Genomic DNA, 18,208 nt, shown 5'->3' on the forward strand with positions numbered 1-18,208 from the left:
TCCGCCATACCCGACCTAGAACAGCGATTATCGGATCAACGGTGTGCTTGCAGCGGGCACAAACCGCCGAGGCAGTGCTAACGTCGCTGTAAGCCCGGATCGTACCCCAATCTCTAGTCCTGGCTTCGGTAGGCGGGAAGCGCTTCGATAGATCAAGCTGCTTGAATATCATTCTTTGCGGTAGTTGCTATCTAACATGACCGATAAATACAGGACTGCGGTAGACGCGGCTGCCATTTTTTCCGAAACCGATCCAGACGGGACCATTACCTACGTCAACGATCAGTTCTGTGCCGTGTCGGGTTACAGCAAAGAGGAGCTTCTAGGCTCCAACCATCGTATTCTGAACTCGGGCCAGCATCCGCAGGAGTTCTACGATAGCATCTGGGCCACCATCACCCGGGGTGACATCTGGAAGGGAGAGATCTGCAATCGCCGCAAGGATGGCTCCCTGTACTGGGTAAACAGCACCATCGTGCCGATTACGGACGACGAAACCCAGGAAGTCGTCAAATACATTTCAATCCGCTTCGATGTGACCGAGCATCAGGAGCTGCTTCAAGCATTGCAGTGGCGGGCGTCCCATGACGTGTTGACTGGCCTGCCCAATCGGGCATTGCTGCATGAACGCCTGGGCATGGCTATTTCCTCAGCTCGCCGCCATCACCGCCTACTCGCGCTGGGCATGCTTGATCTGGATGGGTTCAAAACCATCAACGATACCTACGGGCATGCCATCGGGGATCGCCTGCTGGTAGAAGTGGCCAATCGATTGCACGAAACGCTCCGTGAGGAGGATACGTTGGCCCGAATGGGGGGCGACGAGTTTGTCCTGATCCTCAACGACATCCAACTGCAAACACTCCCCATCAGCCTGCGCCGCCTACTCGAGACGCTCTCTCAGCCCTATGAGATTGATGGCCAGAGTCTGGAGATTGCCGGCAGCATCGGCGTTACTATCTACCCCAATGATAACGAGGATCCAGATACCCTTTTGCGCCATGCCGACCAGGCCATGTATCAGGCCAAGCAAGACGGACGAAACCGCTTTCAGATTTTTGACGTGCCAACCAACAACGAAGCGCGGGCAGCCTCCCTGATGCTGGCACGTCTGGAGCAGGCCCTGATGAGGCAGGAACTGCGCTTGTATTACCAACCTAAGGTCAACCTGCAGACCGGCACGGTTATCGGATTCGAAGCCCTGCTACGCTGGCAGAGCCCCTATGAGGGATTGGTTCCTCCGCTTCAATTCCTGCCTTTCGTCGAACGCAATGACCTCATCGTGGAGATTGGTGAATGGGTCATCGATCAAGCCCTGCGTCAAATCAAACAGTGGAGTCTCCTGGGTCATAGCTGGCCGGTGAGTGTCAATATCGCTGCCCGGCACTTTCAGAAGCCCAACTTTGTCGAGCGCCTGCGGACGATTCTGGACCGGCATCCGGAAGTCTCACCAAACCTGCTGGACATCGAGATCGTCGAGTCGACTGCCATCGAGAATATGGAGCATGTCACGCATTGCCTGATGGCATGCCAAGCCATGGGCGTAACCTTTTCACTGGATGACTTTGGGACGGGTTACTCCTCCCTGAGCTACCTCAAGCGCTTGCCCGCCCAGACCATTAAAATTGATCAATCGTTCGTGCGCGACATTTTGACTGACAAGGAAGACCTGGCCCTTTCCGAAGCCATTATCGGTCTGTCCAAGGCCTTTGACCGAGAGGTACTGGCCGAGGGCGTCGAAACGCGCTCTCAAGGCAAAATGCTGCTTGAGATAGGATGCCAGCTGGCCCAGGGATATGGCATCGCCCGGCCCATGCCTGCCGATCAGGTCTTGAAATGGGTCGAACATTATTCCCGATCGCCTTCTTGGGAAGGTGAGAGCCAACAAGGTTTGGGTCCATAAACAGACCGCACGCTTTTACAGCAGCCAGCGTATCGGAATGTGTTTCACCTCTATGACACTTTCATCAGAGCAGCATGGCAGCGCAGTTGCGATATCGGCTTGATAGTTTTAGAAATCGAAATAATCCATTCACTGGCAGCCTAATTGTTTCCCAATTCAAGCATTGCATAATGGACACATCAACCCACACGAGTCACCGCAATGACCATTATGAAAGCTGCCCTTGTCACCGCCACGCTCCTTCTCGCTGCTCAAGGTGCCTCCGCTGAAGAATCATCCCTGATGCAGGACAAACTACTGACCAAGAATCAGCAAGCCATCCTAATGCAGAAGGAAAAAGCAGAAGCGTCCGCTACCGCATCCGTCAAGCAGGCTGACCCGCAGAAGAAAAACTGCTGAAGTCAGTACTGTGACCTGAAGGATACGTTGGGGTCAGCGACTGTGCTCCAACGTGTCGTTAGTTGCGGGCGTCTAGGCCAAGGACGACAAGCGGATAACTAGGAATGCTTTTAAAGACTAGCTTTTCATTATTCGCTTTTAATACTGCAATCCCGCCCCTGTTTGACGTAATACCTGCTCACGCCTTTATCTGGTTACCTTTTTGATGGGCACACACATAGAAATAATCGCCTCTTTACCTACCGACCGGTAGGTAGCTGTTATGATGGCTTGAACAGCTAGTACTGCCACTATTAAAGGCTCCAGTTATGAATCGCTCTCCCGCTGCTGGCCGTATTGTTTCAGCAGCCGTCACTCATTTTGCCCACCGTGGTTATGACGCCTCGTCTCTTGCCGACATTGCTGAAGCGGTCGGTATTCGTAAAGCCTCTCTATACGCGCACTTCGATAGCAAGGACGATCTGTATATGCAGATCTTTGCAGAGGCATTGCGCATGGAGCAGGACATAGCGCACCAGTGTTTTGTATCGGAAGAATCCAAAACCCTACCCGGACTCACCTATTGCACCAATCTGATCGCGCGCTACGATGAGTCCGATTACCTTAAGTTTCTGTTACGTGCAGGCTATATGCCGCCAGCCGCTTTGGCGGTGCCTATCTACAGCGGCCATGAGACTTATCTCGCACAACTGCAGGAAGCCTTTACGGGTCGCCTGAGAGCCTGGACCGATACCCCAGACACTTTGGCAGATGAAGATGTCCAGCTCTATAGCCACGCGTATATCGGAATAGTCGACAGCCTTCAGGTCAAGCTGGTCTATACCGATACTGCCCATGCAGCCGTACGACTCACGGCACTGGAGCGCATGCTATCGAACGCCTTGGCAACTGCAATCAAGTCGGGGGCAGTGGCATGAGCCGGATATCAGCTACACGAGACGCCAACACGATTGGCCTGGCACTGGTTCTCCTGCTTGCGCTGGTCACTGCCCTGGATGCGATGGCTATCGACATGTATCTTCCTGGGATGCCCGCTATGGCAATAGATTTGCAGGTCTCAGAGGGTCGTATTCAACAAACACTTTCCATCTTCCTGGCAGGCCTGGCGGTTGGTCAGGGCGTTTATGGTCCGCTGCTCGACAGCTTTGGCCGACGTACCCCTTTACTGATCGGTGTCGGTATATTCATTGCCGGCTCTGCCCTTGCCGCTCTGGCCCCTTCGATAGAGTGGCTCATGGCTGCACGCTTTCTGCAGGCCTTGGGCGCAGCGGCTGGTCTAGTGACTCCACGAGCCATCGTCGCCGACCTTTGCACCGTGAAGGAATCCGCACGCATTTTCTCACTGCTGATGCAGGTGATGATGATCGCTCCAATCACCGCGCCCCTCCTGGGTGGGTTCTTTCTTGAGCACGGTAGCTGGCGACTTATTTTCTGGTGCCTAGGCGGCCTTGGTCTCGCCGGGTTTGTATGGAGCCTTGCGGTTCTGCCCGACTCTCAGCCCAAAGCTCAACGTGCGCCGCTGAATGTTGGCCGAATCATGTCTGCTTACGTTCGGCAGATGCGCCGGCCCGTTTTCATGGTCTATACCTTAGCTGGAGGATTTATCCTCGGCTCGCTGTTTACGTATATCAGTGCATCAGCCTTTATCTTTACCCAACATTTCACCCTTTCCCCAGTCCAGTTCAGCTACCTATTTGCCGCCAACTCAATAGCGCTGGTCATAGGAGGCTTGATTAGCAACAGCCTGCTCAAACGTGGATGGAGCACCCGAGCGATTGCACTGGCTGGTATGGGGTTGCATGCGTTAGCAGGAGCTGGGCTGTTTTTACTGGCTCAGGCAGGGCATGCAACGCTAGAGATCTATGGCAGCCTGCTCGCACTCGCAATCGGTGCGCTGGGTCTGGTATTTGGCAACCTTACCGCACTGACCATGGCCGATGCAGGTAAGCAAGCCGGCATTGCATCTGCACTGATGGGCGTCATGCACTATCTCATGTCTGCCGGTGTGGGTTATGTGGTGAGTTTTGCAGCCGCTAGCATAACTTCGCTTCCAGCAACCATAGGGGTCTGCGGTGCACTGGCGCTGGTCTTGTGCGCGTCTATACGCTCTGGTCATGCCATGGAAGAAGCCTCTTCGCACTGAAGTCGCATGGCAAGCAAAGGGTCTTGTTATCCAAGCTTCACCTGACATCAGGCGAAGCAGCAATAGCATTCCATCCAAAAGGACATCACCATGAACATTATGTATAAGCTGAGTGTTGCGGGTCTTGGTCTGATCATGAGTGGCATTGCATTGGCGCAGCCACCTCGAGACCTGACAGCTGAAGAAGCCAACCGGACGCTGGTCCTTACATTTTACGATCAGTTCTTCAATCGTCATGAAACAGCCGAGGCCGCCACAGTGATTGCTGATAACTACCGGCAGCACAACCCTGAAGTACCGGATGGGAAGGCACCTTTTGTGGATTATTTCACGGGCTTCTTCAAAGACAATCCCAATTCAAAGGCCAAGATTGTACGCAGCGCTACCGAAGGAGATCTGGTGTATCTGCACGTACATTCCACTAACGGAACGAATGATCGAGGCCAGGCGGTGGTAGACATATTCAAGGTCCAGAAAGGCAAGATCGTCGAGCATTGGGATGTCATTCAGGATGTCCCTGAGCAGGCTGCCAACGAAAACACCATGTTCTAGCGACCGCTAATAGCCGTTGATTCTTTCATCAACGGTCTGCTTGACGAAAAGGGCGCATTCTTGCCCTTTTCTGCATCGCTGGCTCAGGAAAGATCAGGCTCGAACAGCTTGCGCTTCATGTAGACCTTTACCCAAAACGCCGCAACAAGGCTGACCACCAGCAGAATACCGCCGGTAATCTTGTAGACCTGCTCGGTTATCTCTGGCGAAGGTGAGTTATGGAGCGCGACATAGCCCATCCCCAGAATGCCCAGCAATTGAGGCAACGGGTAAAACGGTGTCTTGTAGGGGCGAGCGTGCTCAGGCATGCGCCAGCGAAGAACGATCACATTGATATGAGCTACCATGTAAGCCAGCAACCAACTGGTAGAGGCAGCAATGACCAGGGTGATGAGCGATTCAATGCTGCCGAGCAATACTGGCAAGGAAACAATTGCAGAGAGAAAAAGAATCGCCACCCACGGCGTTCCAAAGCGCTTGCTCACACACTTGAACTGCGGAAAAACCTGGCCGTTCTCAGCCATCCCCTGCAGCATACGTGCAACCGCGGCAAGAACCGTGTTGATGGTACTGCACGTTGCGGCACAAGCCATGACTGTCGCAATCAGCAGACCTGCCTTGCCAAATACCGCATTCGCATAGTCAAGATAAGGCAGCGGTGAAGTAGTCAATGTCTCGACGCCGAGATAGTAGGACGCACCGACGGCAAAGGTCAGAAAGATCGCCAGCATTACCAGCAGCGACAGGAACATTGCACGAGGAATATTGCGTTCAGGTCGATGGACTTCTGCAATCATGGGACAGATGAATTCGACGCCTACCATCAACCACATGGCCAGCGCGACTAATCCCAGAAAGCTTCCATCCCGGATAGAGACAAAGCTCCAATCCACTCCGGTTTCTGTAATATCCGGGTGCGGTGCCACAAAACCCGTTACGGCAGACAAGCCAATCAGGACTAGGGCGCTTACCAAAATAAAGGCCAGCATGTTCTGCATCCGAGCAAACACATCGGCCCCTACCAAATTGGTAATCGTCAGAATGATCAGAATGGCGATAGGCACTACCTTGGGCGGAAACAGGCCAGGCAGCAATTGACCGACAATAGCATCTACCAGAAACATCTCCACAGGCAGTGCCAGCATTGCAACCACGACATAACCAGCAAATACCGCCACGATAGCGGGAAAATGACCAATCGCCTTTTGCGTGTACGTAGCCAACGTCCCCGCCTGAGGATACATCAAGGACAATTCAGAGAACGTCATGGCATTGAATAGCGCAAGCGTAAATGCAATGAGCATGGCGGCAATGAACCCCATCCCGCCCAAGCCAATCCCCTGCGTCGCTGAAATCATCGAACCCTGCACGATGACCACACCGACGCAGATCGACATCATGGTGAGAAAGCCCAGCTTTTTCCTTATGGGTACTGTTGTTCCGGTAGAAACATTGGCGTTCGCAAGCACTGAAGCACTTTTCGAATTCATAGTGTCACCCTCTCCGCATCATGGCGTTGAGCATTAACTGCTGCGCTGCAGGACGATGTGCCTACAGATGCCTGCTACTGTGAGGCGCAGCCGCCAGGATTACTTGTCTCTGGATGCCGCCCTTTTTGCATTAGGGTGTCAGCTTGATCGTACAGCCGTTGACACGGCCATGAGCCATTACTACGCCTTCAGCGAATCGATGGTGAGCGCACACGGGCAGCAATCTGAAAATGGCCTGGGAGATAGAAGATGCCAAACAATCGACCTGCCTGTTACAGACTGGTCATGCGAGTCTTGCGGCTATTGTCATGTCGAAACCTGATTTTGGAACGTCACGGTCAGCACAAGTGCTATTGAAACATTTGCATTAAGGCCTAGAGCTAATTCTTTAAACCAGTAAACCGCATCGTTTCCACCCTTTAGAGCGATAGCCTGATCCTGGCTACAGGCAGAGAATCAGAGTTCAGTTCGTCCCGGTCAACTCTCATGGAAAGGATGGAGCGCGCTATGTTTGGCCATAAACCACTTGTCGTCACTGCCCTATTGTCAGTCAGCCTTAGTGCTTTAGCGGAAATGAATACAGCAGAACTTACTCAGGAAGGGGATTATCTTTCTGCATCAATCGAACAAACGGCAACCAACAGCCAAGCCACTGTTTATCAGCAAGGCTCAGATAGCACTGTCACTCTTCGGCAATTACAAGGCGACGGCAATCAAGCCGTAATTGTGGCACAGCAGTTCTACTATAGTCAGGTCGACCTGCTTCAGAGTGGCGATAACAACCGGGCCAATATCCAAAACATCCGCTCTGACAATCGTTTAACTGCATCACAAGTAGGCGCTAATAACCAGCTCCTCATACCTTCAGCTAAATATATTTATGGATACGGGTCCACAATACGTAGCGATACTCAAGGCGATGACAACAACGTCACTATCGAGCAAGGTGCCGAACAAAGCAGTATCGACTACGATGTGATTGGCAATGCCAATACCGTTCATATTGATCAAGCCACCATATCTGAGACCATCACCGGCACTATGATTGGCAATGGTAATGCTGCCGATATCCAACAAAGCGGGCAATATAACGGCTCGATAAGGCTGGACCAAGAGGGCGATTTCAATACCGCCTTCATAAACCAGGCCTCGTACGAAGGCGCCAGCCACACAGTCGTGTCTCAAACCGGGACATTTAATGATGCCCACGTGGAACAGTTACGGCACTATGCGGGCAGTAACACGACGCTGACCCAGACAGGAGTCGGCAATAGCGCCCGTGTCATTCAATAAGCTGGTCACCCAAGCAGACGCTCAAGTCACTACCGCTGAGCATGGCCATAAGCAAAACGGCCATGCTCATATTCATTCAATTAATACTCCCCTATCTGTGTCAGCAATTACCGATGCAGGGCGAAAAGTTCGCCCTACGCTGAAAACCCTGTTCATCACGGGATACGCCGAAAACGCAGCTATTGATAACGGTCACCTTGATCCTGGCATGCAGATACTGACCAAACCTTTTGCAATCGACATGCTCTTGCTGCCCGGGTAAACGAACTGATGAACGCCTGACGTTTGCAGGTACTGATAGCGCACCGTTCAGTCGCGCTAGACCCATCTCTCCAGGTTCTCTTCGCACAATGCAGGCGAACACTTTCCTCTACAAAGCCGCTTTGAATAGCCGTCAGGTCTCAAGAGGAGCGCTCCAGGGATGATCTGTGTGGCAGCAGGCCTACACGCCAGGAGATCTGATGACCATTACATTGAACGAGCATGCTGCGCTCACGATACGCTTCGCGGGAGGAAAGGGTTTCCGCCTCTTCCTCTGTGATGCCATCCAGACGGTTGCGGCTGATCACACGATAACTCTCATCTCCACACAGTAGCGCCGCTGCCGAATGGCAAAACGACCAATGGCCTAACAAACCGTTGCACTCCACCGCGTATCCAGCTGTTCCGTCCTGCAGATAAGCCGTCTGGGAAGTGGCACAGCCTGACAACAGAATCAGTCCGGACAGCAAGGCGCCCATGCTGGCGTTATGAAAGAGAGATGAGAGAGTCATGGCTGAGTGCTCAGGTGGATATGAGCACTATGGTAGGAGGCAACCTGACACTCAAAAAATTGTTTGCCGAGATACCTTCTATTACGTTGAAAGTTAGTTATCTCTCAAGTCCGGCCCCGGCGTCAGTCACCTCATTTAATCTGGCACCTGCTGAAGGAGCTGCTCAGAATAAACCGCAACAGCTCTCTCATTAAGCTAGCTGCTTACAGGGCGAGCAAACGTCGAAGCGGCCTGTCCACACGTTGTTATAACGGCTATAAAGACGATATTTACTGGGCGCCCTGATTGAATGGAAGCGATATATAGTGTCGGCCCAGCTCCGTCAGCGTGCCGTCATTGGCCAGGAGACTCGAGTGATGCACATCATTATCGACTCGACCGGAAAACCAGGCATAACGAAATACATCAGAACGGGATTCTAGCAGGGCGACCATTTCGGTCATCTGCTGCTTCTGTTTTTCCACGGAGTCGATCTGCGCTCCGTCAGGCAGAGAATGCCAATTCGCAAATTCAGTAACCCAGAACGGCCGACCATAGCGGGCAAGGCGATCAAGCATTCCAGGCAGCCCATAGTCGTACCAATGAAATGCCAGATAATCGATTTGCGGATCTCGACCTACGTGGGCCGAACTGTATGCAGCAAAAAAGGCGTCGAGCCACGCAACCGGGTCTGAATAGCCTGAAAGAGTGCCCCAATTCATTGCCGGACCCACCAGCTTGACGCCCGTGTTGCGGGAGATAGCCTCGAGGCGAGGCCACAGGGCGGCTGCTGCCTGGGGCGTCAAATTAGCTTGATCCACTAGATTGGGTTCGTTGATCACAAGCAGATAACGTATAGTGGGATGAGCTGTCAGATACATCTGCAACTCTCCATCATTAAAGTTTCCATTCCATACCATGGGAATGAAATCCATTTTATATACGTCCGCATAGTTATAAGCACTTACGGCATCACTAGGACGGGGGCTCCAGTTGTACCACCAACTTATGCCCGAGGATAACGCACTCATATCCTTTCCAGAGGTTAGATCATATGCAATGCCCCGTTTAGGACTTTTACTAGATGGGTCCGCTTGAATCAATGGTGAACCTACAAGCGTAACGAGTATGCCCAGCGTTACCGCTAGTCGCCGTATAAAAGATCTCATCCCCTCTCCTTGTACAAATGCCTCAGGAGTGCCGTTTCAGACGGTATCTATGGAGCGTAGGCGACTATAATTCTCTGTCAACCTGACGCTCAACTGGTCAATTTCAGTAGATTACGGTGAGACTTTTATAGTCTAGTCACCTTACCTATTAAAAATAGGTCCAAGTCTCGCTATAGCATAACCAAGTTTAATCATTACAACGGCATACCTGTATAAATAGTTGACCAAAGCCGCCATTCTATTAAATCAAGAATATATCAAGCAGTAGCCTTTATATATTTTATACCGATTGAATATACGCTCTTAAAAGATATGCCCTTAAACATCGATATACATGATCCTAAGCGAATACCGAGTCTATTCGTTGTATCCAGTACCGATGGGCAGGTATCTTGATCTTCGTTGACTTATGCTCGATTACTGCATCATGAAAGAGCAGATACGGCTTCATCATAAAGCTACTGTTCTGTCATACTCGGTTGAAACGCTTTAAAGCGGTTGAGTCAGGCTGATGCAGTCATACCCGCGGCTGTCCCTCAATCAGGGCGTTGATTTCCAACCATGCCGAGTGCCTCTGCTCTTTCGCTAGCCTATAGCCTGGCGCAACTGTAAACGTACTGCTGGTCAGGCGGTCCCATCATCACATTTGACGACCGCACTTTATTAGCTCCGGCCAAGGAAACTGTCATGAGTGATACCACTTACGTCCCACCCAAGATCTGGAAACCTACCACTGCCTCAGGTGGTACCTTTGCCAATATCAATCGCCCCGTAGCCGGGCCAACACATGAAAAGGCTCTTCCAGTTGGTAAGCACCCCCTGCAGTTGTATTCGCTAGCTACGCCAAACGGCGTAAAAGTCACCATCATGCTGGAGGAATTGCTTGCCTTGGGCCATACCGGCGCCGAATACGATGCCTGGCTGATCAAGATTGGCGAGGGCGACCAGTTCTCCAGCGGCTTTGTCGAGGTCAACCCTAATTCAAAAATCCCTGCTCTCGCCGATCACGGCGGTGACGCGCCTGTTCGAGTATTCGAATCGGGCGCCATTCTTGTCTATCTGGCCGAAAAGTTCGGTGCCTTTCTACCAACCGACACACTGGCACGCACCGAAACCCTGAACTGGCTGTTCTGGCAAATGGGTTCGGCCCCTTTCGTAGGCGGCGGCTTTGGGCATTTTTATGCCTATGCTCCAGAAAAGCTCGAATACCCCATCAACCGTTATGCCATGGAAACCAAGCGCCAGCTCGACGTGCTGGATCGGCAGCTGGCCGAACGTCGTTATATTGCAGGCGATGAGTACACCATTGCCGACATGGCCATTTGGCCCTGGTACGGCGTTCTTGTACAGGGTGGTCTATACAATGCCGCCGAGTTTCTCTCGGTGCAGGACTACACTCATGTGCAGCGCTGGGCAGCTGACATTGCCAAACGCCCCGCCGTGATTCGCGGACGTAAGGTCAACCGCACATGGGGTGAAGAGACCGACCAAGTACCCGAGCGGCACGACGCGTCGGATCTGGACTGATCTTCAGCAGCGTCGGCCATCAGATGGCCGACGCGACACGCGAGCAAACGGCTCTGCTTTCAGTCACCGTCCTGCTTGTTTTGCATTAAACACCGCTCGCCGGAATGTTGCACAGTTAAGACCAACACATTATCAAGTGCTTCTGCTAGAGCTGCATCCCTACCGCCAGTCGGTTGAACGCATTCATCAGCGAAATGGCAAAGGTTAGATCGGAAATTTGCGCATCGCTAAAATGTTCTTTCAGCGGCTGGTATACAGCATCGGGCGCGCCCTGGCTGGAGACATGGGTAAGGATCTCCGCCCAGGCAAGGGCGGCCTTTTCCCGCGCATCAAAGTGCTCGCTGATACGCCACCCGGCCAGGCAATCAAGTTTGGTCTGAGCCATGCCTGCTTCACGTAGCGCTTTGGCATGTTTACCTAGGCAATAGGCGCAGCCGTTAATCTGTGAAACACGTAAATAGACAAGCTCCACCAGCGAAATGCCAAGTGAACCCTTGACCAGGGCATTATTGGTAGTCAGTAAACCTTCATAGGCGGCTGGCGATAAGGTAGCGAAAGGAAGACGCATTTGGCTCATGAAACTCTCCTGCCATGAACTATAGATCGAGTTAATTTTCAATTGGCGATGACGCTAACGTGTGAAACAAAGGCTCCCGAGCTAGCTGCTGGCGCGCGCTGGTCAAGGCTTCACGTGCAGTGTCAGCACCCGATGCCAGCCCCTCGAGATAGATAAAGTGCACATCGAATAAGCCAATGGTATTCAGGACGTGACGCAGATAAGGACTCAGAAAATCTGGCTGACGCGCCCAGGAGCCTTGATGAAAGCCTCCAGAGCTAACGATTATGTACACCGGACGATCCTTCAGCAGTCCTACCTTCCCCTCCGGTCTGGCTTCAAAGGTGCGCCCGATGCGTACGACTTGATCAATCCACAGCTTTAACGAGGCAGGTACGGTAAAGTTGTGAATGGGTGTAGCGATAATCAAAAGGTTACTGCACTCTAATTCCTTGATCAGTACTTCCGAGCGCTTAAAAACCGGGTCGTCTTTTGGTGTGTGTTGTGTCAGGGCGATTTCATAATCACAGGTTAGGGGTGAAAGGCCGTCCTCAATCAAGACTCTGCAAGTAGTGCTCATATCCTCCTGGTCACGCTGAATGATTTCTATGAGTTCGCGGGCTAGCCCGTAACCCAATGACTGAGCTGTACGTGCGCTGGCACTGATGAGGAGAATGTCACGCATGGCCAGGATGCTCCGGTAAAAGTAAGGACTGGACGACATGCAGTCCCTTAGCCAAAAGCCCTTCACGAAAATAAAACCGTTGCGCCAGTGGCATATGCAGCCCCGTATCCAATACCAGATGAACACATCCTTGCGTCCGAATCTCGTCGCGTACAGCATCAAGCAGTGCCGCGCCAAACCCGCGCTGGCGCCTCGATGCGTTCACTATTAGGTCATCCACATAGATAAAGCGGCCGTAGATTAGGTTTTCCATTTCACGAAAACCAACCAGGCCTATGACGTGGTGACCTTCAAAGGTGCCTAACAAGCGATAGCCCTGTTGGGCTTGCCGGGCGAGCTGTCTGACAAACTGGTCTATGTCATTAAGATAAGGCCTGAGTTCGCGCATCAGTTCGAATGCTGCCCGCTGCTGTGCCTCATGCTCCAGGCATCTAACAACGAAAGAATTGTCCATAGTGTGTTCTCCAAACGATGCGAGCACTATAGGTACTTGATGGCATAGGCTATAGGGTCAAGAAATGGATAATGGACTAGGACATGGCCATCATTACCGGCTCTCTTGACATCCATGGAGCAGTTCCTGTCTATCGGCAGCTCTATCATCGCTTTAGGGAGGCAATTGCCAAAGGACAACTACGCTCCGGTGATCGTGTTCCGTCGGTACGCGCACTGGCGGCAGAGCTGAATCTGGCCAGAGGAACGGTCGAAGCGGCATATCAAATGCTGATCGGCGAAGGGTATCTGATCCCACGTGGACCAGCAGGAACAGTAGTTGCGCATGACCTGAAACCTGCCGTATCACCAGCGATCACACCGGTTGCAGCAGAGCCCTCTGCAAGGATACATACCGGTCTGGCACCGCCGCCCCTGCAGATGGGATTACCAGCGCTCGATGCCTTTCCCCGTAAACTCTGGACCCGGCTGGCTACGCGCACGCTGCGTCAGACTGGACTGGAGGGGCTGACCTATCCTGACCCGTGTGGTCATGCATCACTGCGAAGCGCATTAGCTGGCTATTTGGGCATTTCAAGAGGAATTAGCTGCTCGCCTGCACAAATATTTATTTGCGCAGGTTATCGTGCCTGTCTTGAGCTTGTGTACCGCAGCCTTCTGCATACCGGCGATCTGGGATGGTTCGAGGAGCCTGGCTATTTCATTGCACGGGAGTATTTAAAGGCAGCAGGCCTGCAGCTGGCGCCAGTGCCGGTAGATACTGCAGGACTTGATGTACAGTTAGGTATGAATCTAGCGCCACATGCACGGTTTGCTGTCGTAACCCCAAGCCATCAAAGCCCTCTTGGGGTGTCTCTTTCCTTGCCACGGCGTCAAGCGCTTCTGGAATGGGCTTCGCAGCAGAAGAGCTGGATTATCGAAGACGATTACGACAGTGAATATCGCTATCAGGGACACCCCTTACCTGCACTCAAGAGCCTTGATGCTCAGGGGCGGGTTCTCTACATCGGTACCTTCAGCAAAGTTCTGGTGCCTGGGCTGAGATTGGCTTATCTAGTTGTACCCGAAGCCCAGACAGAGCGGGTTGCACATGCAGCCGACACCTTGCACAACCATTGCCCCAGCCTTCAGCAGTCAACTGTTGCAGCCTTTATTGATGAAGGACATTTCGGCCGGCACCTCAAGAAAATGCGCAGCCTGTACGCTTTCCGCCGTACGCTTCTAATCGAGGCGCTTTGCAACGCATCGGGTGATGTTATCCAGATCGATTCACAGGCCAGCGGCATGCACATCCTGGCGCGGCTTGGGACTCATTACGACGACAAATTGATTGCAGACCGTGCTCAGAAAACTGGCTTGTCAGTACAAGCGCTATCCAGATGGTACATGACCTCGAGGACTTCGTCGGGTCTCCTCTTGGGCTTTACCAACGTTGCTGACAAAACCCAAGCAGCTGACCTGGCCAAACGCTTATACAGGTGTATCTAGAAGTCCCGAAAATATACGGGTTGAACCTTAGCGTCAGGTAAACGCATTTTATAAATTTGTCGTTTATGTTAGACCTATTGGGTGACTCAGAATTTTATGCTCCTTTTAATAGTAGCTTTTTAGAGAAACTTTTGAAGGAAGGTGCATTCTAAACATGCAACCTGTTAGACCACACCTCTCTCAGCCTAAAGCTCTTTATGGAATGTCCGTATTGAGTAATACCCGTATCCCTTCAGAGCTAGATGGGTTCCCTATTTTCTATGTTAACATCGGCTTCGATGCGTCTCAGTCCAAGTGCTCCAAAGCCGACATGGTTAATTATTTTTACGGCTTCAGTGGCTTCAGTCGTATAGCCTTTACCTGTTTCATGCTCGCCAATGCAATCGCCTAAAACGGCAGCGTAATAGTGCGGCTTTCGCACTAATGTCCCCTGTTCAAAGAGGGAACACCTACGGTGACTAATATCCAGACTAGATCTTTGTATACGGGAGATTTATTCCTACCGTCATAAACTCCTAGAGCCCGCTCAATAGTTCGCCTGGTAATACTCTTTTCAAACAAGCCATGCCACTAATAGTCGCTCGTGCTAACGCACCAACTATTAAACTAAAGATTATCTGGCCCGATTTTCCCGGCTATTTCTGATCATCTATTTAAGCTATATCATATCTTCATGAGCAGACGAAACGGCCATGGATCCATTCGTCTTAAAGAACGTCTCCTGTATTACCATCTGGCGTTTATAGCTTCGAGGCTAAACTGTGACTTGATAGCTCAGTCCGAGTTCGTCACCAGGCATGCCTCGTATTCCCCAGTTATGTTTAGGGGTTTCAAACAACGTAATCTCAATATCCTGAGGGGAAATACCTGTAGCTGACATAATCTGCTTGTACAAGAGATGAATAAGCTGTTTCTTTGCATGCACCGAGCGCCCTTCGAACATGCTTATTTCCAGAATGATATAGCGTTCCGACCGGTCAGCAGGGTAAAGAAAATCCAGTTCATCCAGCAAGATATAACGATGAAAGCGCTTCTCTACAGGGTACTGTAAAGCCTCGACTACTGATGAGTGGATGGCTTCTGATAATTCAGGCCTGATAGCTTCAAGGTTACGTCTCAATCCATAGATTTTTACTTGTGCCATAGGTGTGCTCTCCTTGGTTGGAGCACCGCCGTGTCGGAGGGAGGTTACAACTCAGCACCAGCCAAACATGACGGCGCTGTCGATTCAGAAAATACGTGACGGGCCGCTCTTAGACAGAGCGGCGCCAATACATGCTGATTGAAAACAAAACAGTAATCATGAGTGCATGATTACAGCTTGGTAGAGAGTCTTCAAGCCTTTCGTAAATGATTACAGTAAAGCTGTACCGTTTCGATAAAATGCTGGGATACAAGTAATACGTGGCTTCAAAGATCTCAAAAGCGAGAGCGATTGAGAGTTATGTTAGCGATATATATCCATTAACAGGGTAAGGATGCCTATTGCTTTAGCATGGGCTAGTCACTGTATTGCGCTGATGAAGAGGCGTGTCTAGATGACCAGAAATGCTGCTGATTATGACTGGGTACTGCGTAGCAGTTATTCTTCCAAGATAGAACGCATAGAAGCCTATTTCAGCGGTCATGGCTACGATCCGCACCGTCATGATACCTATGCCATTGGCCGTACCCTGTCAGGCGTGCAGAGCTTTCACTACCAGAAGAGCATGCGTCATAGCCTGCCAGGCGGAACCCTTGTCCTACACCCGGATGAGCTGCATGACGGCGAGGCGGGTACCGAGGCAGGCTTTCGCTACCGGATGATCTATGTCGAGCCTGCGATCATTCAGCAGATTCTGGGGGGTAAGCCGCTGCCTTTCATTGCAACGGGCCTTTCAACCGACCCGCGTCTTTGCAGAGCGCTTGAGGCCTTTATGCAAGCGATGGACTGTCCTCTCGAGACGCTTGAGGAAGAGGATGCGTTGTACGACTTGGCGCAGGCGCTGGACGCTGTTGGTAACAGGCGTCGGGGCAGGCGAGCCTATGACTTCCCGGCAGCAGAACGAGCACGCGCGTATATCCACGCAAGTCATAGTACAAGCATCACACTGGATGAACTTGAATATGCCAGTGGGCGGGATCGCTGGAGTCTTTCCCGAGATTTTCGGGCGCTGTATGGCACAAGCCCGTACCGATACATGACGCTTAGGCGGCTGGATAGGTGTCGGAAGTTGCTTCTGGATGGTTTTAATCTTATAGACGCAGCCCTGGCAGCCGGTTTTTTCGACCAAAGCCATATGACTCGCCATTTCAAACGTTGCTACGGGCTTTCGCCAGCCCACTGGCTGAACATGCTAGGCCAGCAAACCTGCACGATCGTCCAAGAGTAATCCTTTCACCCCCGTTAGCGTAACGGTTCCGTAAACAAAGGAGCCGGCACCATGAGCACTGATGAACAAGCGCCCTACCAGTCAATCAACCTGCTGCAGAAGTTGTCGCTGATTAGCGAGCAGTGGTCACCCAAGGTGGTCGCTGAGATGAACAGCTATCAGTTTAAGGTCGTACGAATCCAGGGGGATTTCATCTGGCATTCTCATCCAGAAACAGACGAGACCTTTCTGGTGCTTGAAGGCACGCTTCGGATTGACTTTCGGGCCGGTAGCGTGACGCTAAAAGCGGGTGAACTCTATGTGGTCCCCAGAGGGGTTGAGCACAAACCCTATACGGAGGAAGAAGTAAAGCTACTGCTGATCGAGCCACGGGGTATTTTGAATACTGGGCATGAAGGTGGGGAGCGGACAGCGGTTAATGACGTTTGGATCTGAAACAAGTTATTGATCGAGTTGAATAGAGCTTTGAGCCGCACGGCTCAAAGCTCTAGCATCCAGCTGGTTCATACAAAACGTATTACGTTCTGTATGAAAAATCGATTTGCTAAGGCTGTTCTGTCTTTTCCGTGTGAAGACCAGAGATGGCAGGCCGTTACGAATTGGACAATCGATCATGGGCACTGATTAGCGATCTGGTTTCTCACAGGCAGCAGCGGGAACGGCGCCGTAAGGATGATCGCTTAGGGCGCAACAGTTACTCTACCAAGTCCTAAGAATTAGCATCCAGACCGGCATGCACGGCCCGTCAGAGCACCGTTACTCGAAAGGGGCCATCTTGAACCTGCCCTACTCCATCAATGACACGCGCATGCTGATCCAGTACGCCCTGCACGGACTAAAGCACATCTATCAGGATGGGCTATGCCTACGCCAAGTTTGAAATCCTCTTGATAGGCCTTAAGCAACGTGACGAATATTCCATGGGGCTATTCCAGCCCGAGCAGTCAGCAGGTCCTGACCGGCTCGGAGCGAGTTACGGCTGATCCCGGCTGAGCTATGCGGCACTAGCTGATAAGCCAGAACTACACCATACGGCTGGATCAATCATGGACGGTGCGCAGCTAGGTGATGTTTATACATAGGTGATCACTTTGAATCGAGCCGCAGAGAAACTGAGAGGGCTTCAGATCAGCCCTCCTGCGGAACGGTCCAAAAAATCTGGACGTTCCCATCATCACGAAAAGCCAAGGTTACGTTATCGGTTTCCTCAAGCTCCGCCATGATCTGCTCCCACACCTCATCCGGATCGCTTTCGAGCCGCTCAAGCAGGGCTGTTTTTGCGCGCTGTGCGGCTGGACTGTTGATAACCCGCTGAAGACGCATAGCAAGTAAGTCATAGGGTTTGGGGGTAGGTGGAGAGGACGTGGTTTTCTTAGCCATACGCATAGCTCAATACTGTATGCATTTACAGTATTATATTTGTGGT

At 51.8% G+C, this 18,208-nt stretch carries 18 protein-coding genes and 1 pseudogene; 11 read left to right on the plus strand and 8 right to left on the minus strand.

Annotation, left to right across the window (positions count from 1 at the left end):
• Positions 1-196: 196 nt before the first annotated feature.
• The 5 genes from EAW52_RS20830 (at position 197) to EAW52_RS20850 (ending at position 4,997) form a co-directional block, all read left to right on the plus strand.
• Positions 197-1,903, plus strand: a complete 1,707-nt coding sequence (locus EAW52_RS20830) for a bifunctional diguanylate cyclase/phosphodiesterase (RefSeq protein ID WP_122043902.1) — start codon at positions 197-199, stop codon at positions 1,901-1,903.
• A gap of 201 nt (positions 1,904-2,104) precedes the next feature.
• Positions 2,105-2,302 carry a hypothetical protein gene (locus EAW52_RS20835; RefSeq protein ID WP_122043903.1) on the plus strand — a complete coding sequence of 66 codons (198 nt, stop codon included), beginning with the start codon at positions 2,105-2,107 and terminating at the stop codon, positions 2,300-2,302.
• Positions 2,303-2,610: 308 nt separating this feature from the next.
• The gene (locus EAW52_RS20840) at positions 2,611-3,219 is read left to right on the plus strand and encodes a TetR/AcrR family transcriptional regulator (protein WP_122043904.1); all 609 of its coding nucleotides are present in this window, start codon (positions 2,611-2,613) and stop codon (positions 3,217-3,219) included.
• Entirely contained in the window at positions 3,216-4,445 is a 1,230-nt protein-coding gene (locus EAW52_RS20845) for a multidrug effflux MFS transporter (protein WP_122043905.1), read from the plus strand. The genes EAW52_RS20840 and EAW52_RS20845 overlap by 4 nt, the downstream gene beginning before the upstream one ends.
• A 90-nt stretch (positions 4,446-4,535) precedes the next feature.
• Positions 4,536-4,997: an ester cyclase gene (locus EAW52_RS20850; protein WP_122043906.1), complete on the plus strand. Its 462-nt coding sequence runs from the start codon at positions 4,536-4,538 to the stop codon at positions 4,995-4,997.
• Positions 4,998-5,080: 83 nt separating this feature from the next.
• On the opposite strand, the gene EAW52_RS20855 is transcribed toward EAW52_RS20850, so the two are convergent.
• Entirely contained in the window at positions 5,081-6,487 is a 1,407-nt protein-coding gene (locus EAW52_RS20855) for an APC family permease (RefSeq protein ID WP_122043907.1), read from the minus strand.
• 507 nt (positions 6,488-6,994) lie between these two features.
• On the opposite strand from EAW52_RS20855, the gene EAW52_RS20860 reads away from it, so the two are divergent.
• On the plus strand, positions 6,995-7,780 hold the full coding sequence (locus tag EAW52_RS20860; protein WP_162997669.1) for a hypothetical protein: 786 nt from the start codon (positions 6,995-6,997) through the stop codon (positions 7,778-7,780).
• 106 nt (positions 7,781-7,886) lie between these two features.
• A pseudogene (locus tag EAW52_RS26910) lies at positions 7,887-8,062 on the plus strand (hybrid sensor histidine kinase/response regulator); the annotation flags it as partial.
• Between the two features lie 119 nt (positions 8,063-8,181).
• On the opposite strand, the gene EAW52_RS20870 reads toward EAW52_RS26910, so the two are convergent.
• The gene (locus EAW52_RS20870) at positions 8,182-8,553 is read right to left on the minus strand and encodes a hypothetical protein (RefSeq protein WP_122043910.1); all 372 of its coding nucleotides are present in this window, start codon (positions 8,551-8,553) and stop codon (positions 8,182-8,184) included.
• Between the two features lie 269 nt (positions 8,554-8,822).
• The gene (locus EAW52_RS20875) at positions 8,823-9,701 is read right to left on the minus strand and encodes a glycoside hydrolase family protein (protein ID WP_122043911.1); all 879 of its coding nucleotides are present in this window, start codon (positions 9,699-9,701) and stop codon (positions 8,823-8,825) included.
• Positions 9,702-10,388: 687 nt separating this feature from the next.
• Here EAW52_RS20875 and yghU point away from each other — a divergent pair.
• On the plus strand, positions 10,389-11,228 hold the full coding sequence (yghU, locus tag EAW52_RS20880) for a glutathione-dependent disulfide-bond oxidoreductase (protein WP_122043912.1): 840 nt from the start codon (positions 10,389-10,391) through the stop codon (positions 11,226-11,228).
• A gap of 145 nt (positions 11,229-11,373) precedes the next feature.
• On the opposite strand, the gene EAW52_RS20885 is transcribed toward yghU, so the two are convergent.
• Genes EAW52_RS20885 through EAW52_RS20895 form a run of 3 tightly spaced genes read right to left on the minus strand, consistent with a single transcriptional unit; the run spans position 11,374 to position 12,923 of the window.
• Positions 11,374-11,805 carry a carboxymuconolactone decarboxylase family protein gene (locus EAW52_RS20885; protein ID WP_122043913.1) on the minus strand — a complete coding sequence of 144 codons (432 nt, stop codon included), beginning with the start codon at positions 11,803-11,805 and terminating at the stop codon, positions 11,374-11,376.
• A 31-nt stretch (positions 11,806-11,836) separates the two neighbouring features.
• Entirely contained in the window at positions 11,837-12,469 is a 633-nt protein-coding gene (locus tag EAW52_RS20890; RefSeq protein WP_122043914.1) for an FMN-dependent NADH-azoreductase, read from the minus strand.
• Complete coding sequence (locus tag EAW52_RS20895; RefSeq protein WP_122043915.1) at positions 12,462-12,923, minus strand: GNAT family N-acetyltransferase; 462 nt, start codon at positions 12,921-12,923, stop codon at positions 12,462-12,464. Before EAW52_RS20895 ends, EAW52_RS20890 begins: the two co-directional genes overlap by 8 nt.
• Positions 12,924-13,006: 83 nt before the next feature.
• Here EAW52_RS20895 and EAW52_RS20900 point away from each other — a divergent pair, with 83 nt between their 5' ends.
• Positions 13,007-14,410: a PLP-dependent aminotransferase family protein gene (locus EAW52_RS20900; protein ID WP_122043916.1), complete on the plus strand. Its 1,404-nt coding sequence runs from the start codon at positions 13,007-13,009 to the stop codon at positions 14,408-14,410.
• Between the two features lie 754 nt (positions 14,411-15,164).
• On the opposite strand, the gene EAW52_RS20910 is transcribed toward EAW52_RS20900, so the two are convergent.
• Positions 15,165-15,554, minus strand: a complete 390-nt coding sequence (locus EAW52_RS20910) for a tautomerase family protein (RefSeq protein ID WP_122043918.1) — start codon at positions 15,552-15,554, stop codon at positions 15,165-15,167.
• A gap of 394 nt (positions 15,555-15,948) precedes the next feature.
• On the opposite strand from EAW52_RS20910, the gene EAW52_RS20915 reads away from it, so the two are divergent.
• Positions 15,949-16,782 (plus strand): AraC family transcriptional regulator, encoded by an 834-nt coding sequence (locus EAW52_RS20915; protein ID WP_122043919.1) that lies wholly within the window; start codon positions 15,949-15,951, stop codon positions 16,780-16,782.
• A 51-nt stretch (positions 16,783-16,833) separates the two neighbouring features.
• Positions 16,834-17,217, plus strand: coding sequence for a cupin domain-containing protein (locus tag EAW52_RS20920; protein WP_122043920.1), 384 nt, complete (start codon positions 16,834-16,836; stop codon positions 17,215-17,217).
• Between the two features lie 693 nt (positions 17,218-17,910).
• Here the strand turns inward: EAW52_RS20920 and EAW52_RS20930 are convergent.
• Complete coding sequence (locus EAW52_RS20930) at positions 17,911-18,162, minus strand: DUF1654 domain-containing protein (RefSeq protein ID WP_051370278.1); 252 nt, start codon at positions 18,160-18,162, stop codon at positions 17,911-17,913.
• Positions 18,163-18,208: the final 46 nt, after the last annotated feature.

The organism is Pseudomonas sp. LTJR-52 (genome assembly GCF_003691465.1).
Lineage (GTDB): Bacteria > Pseudomonadota > Gammaproteobacteria > Pseudomonadales > Pseudomonadaceae > Chryseomonas > Chryseomonas luteola.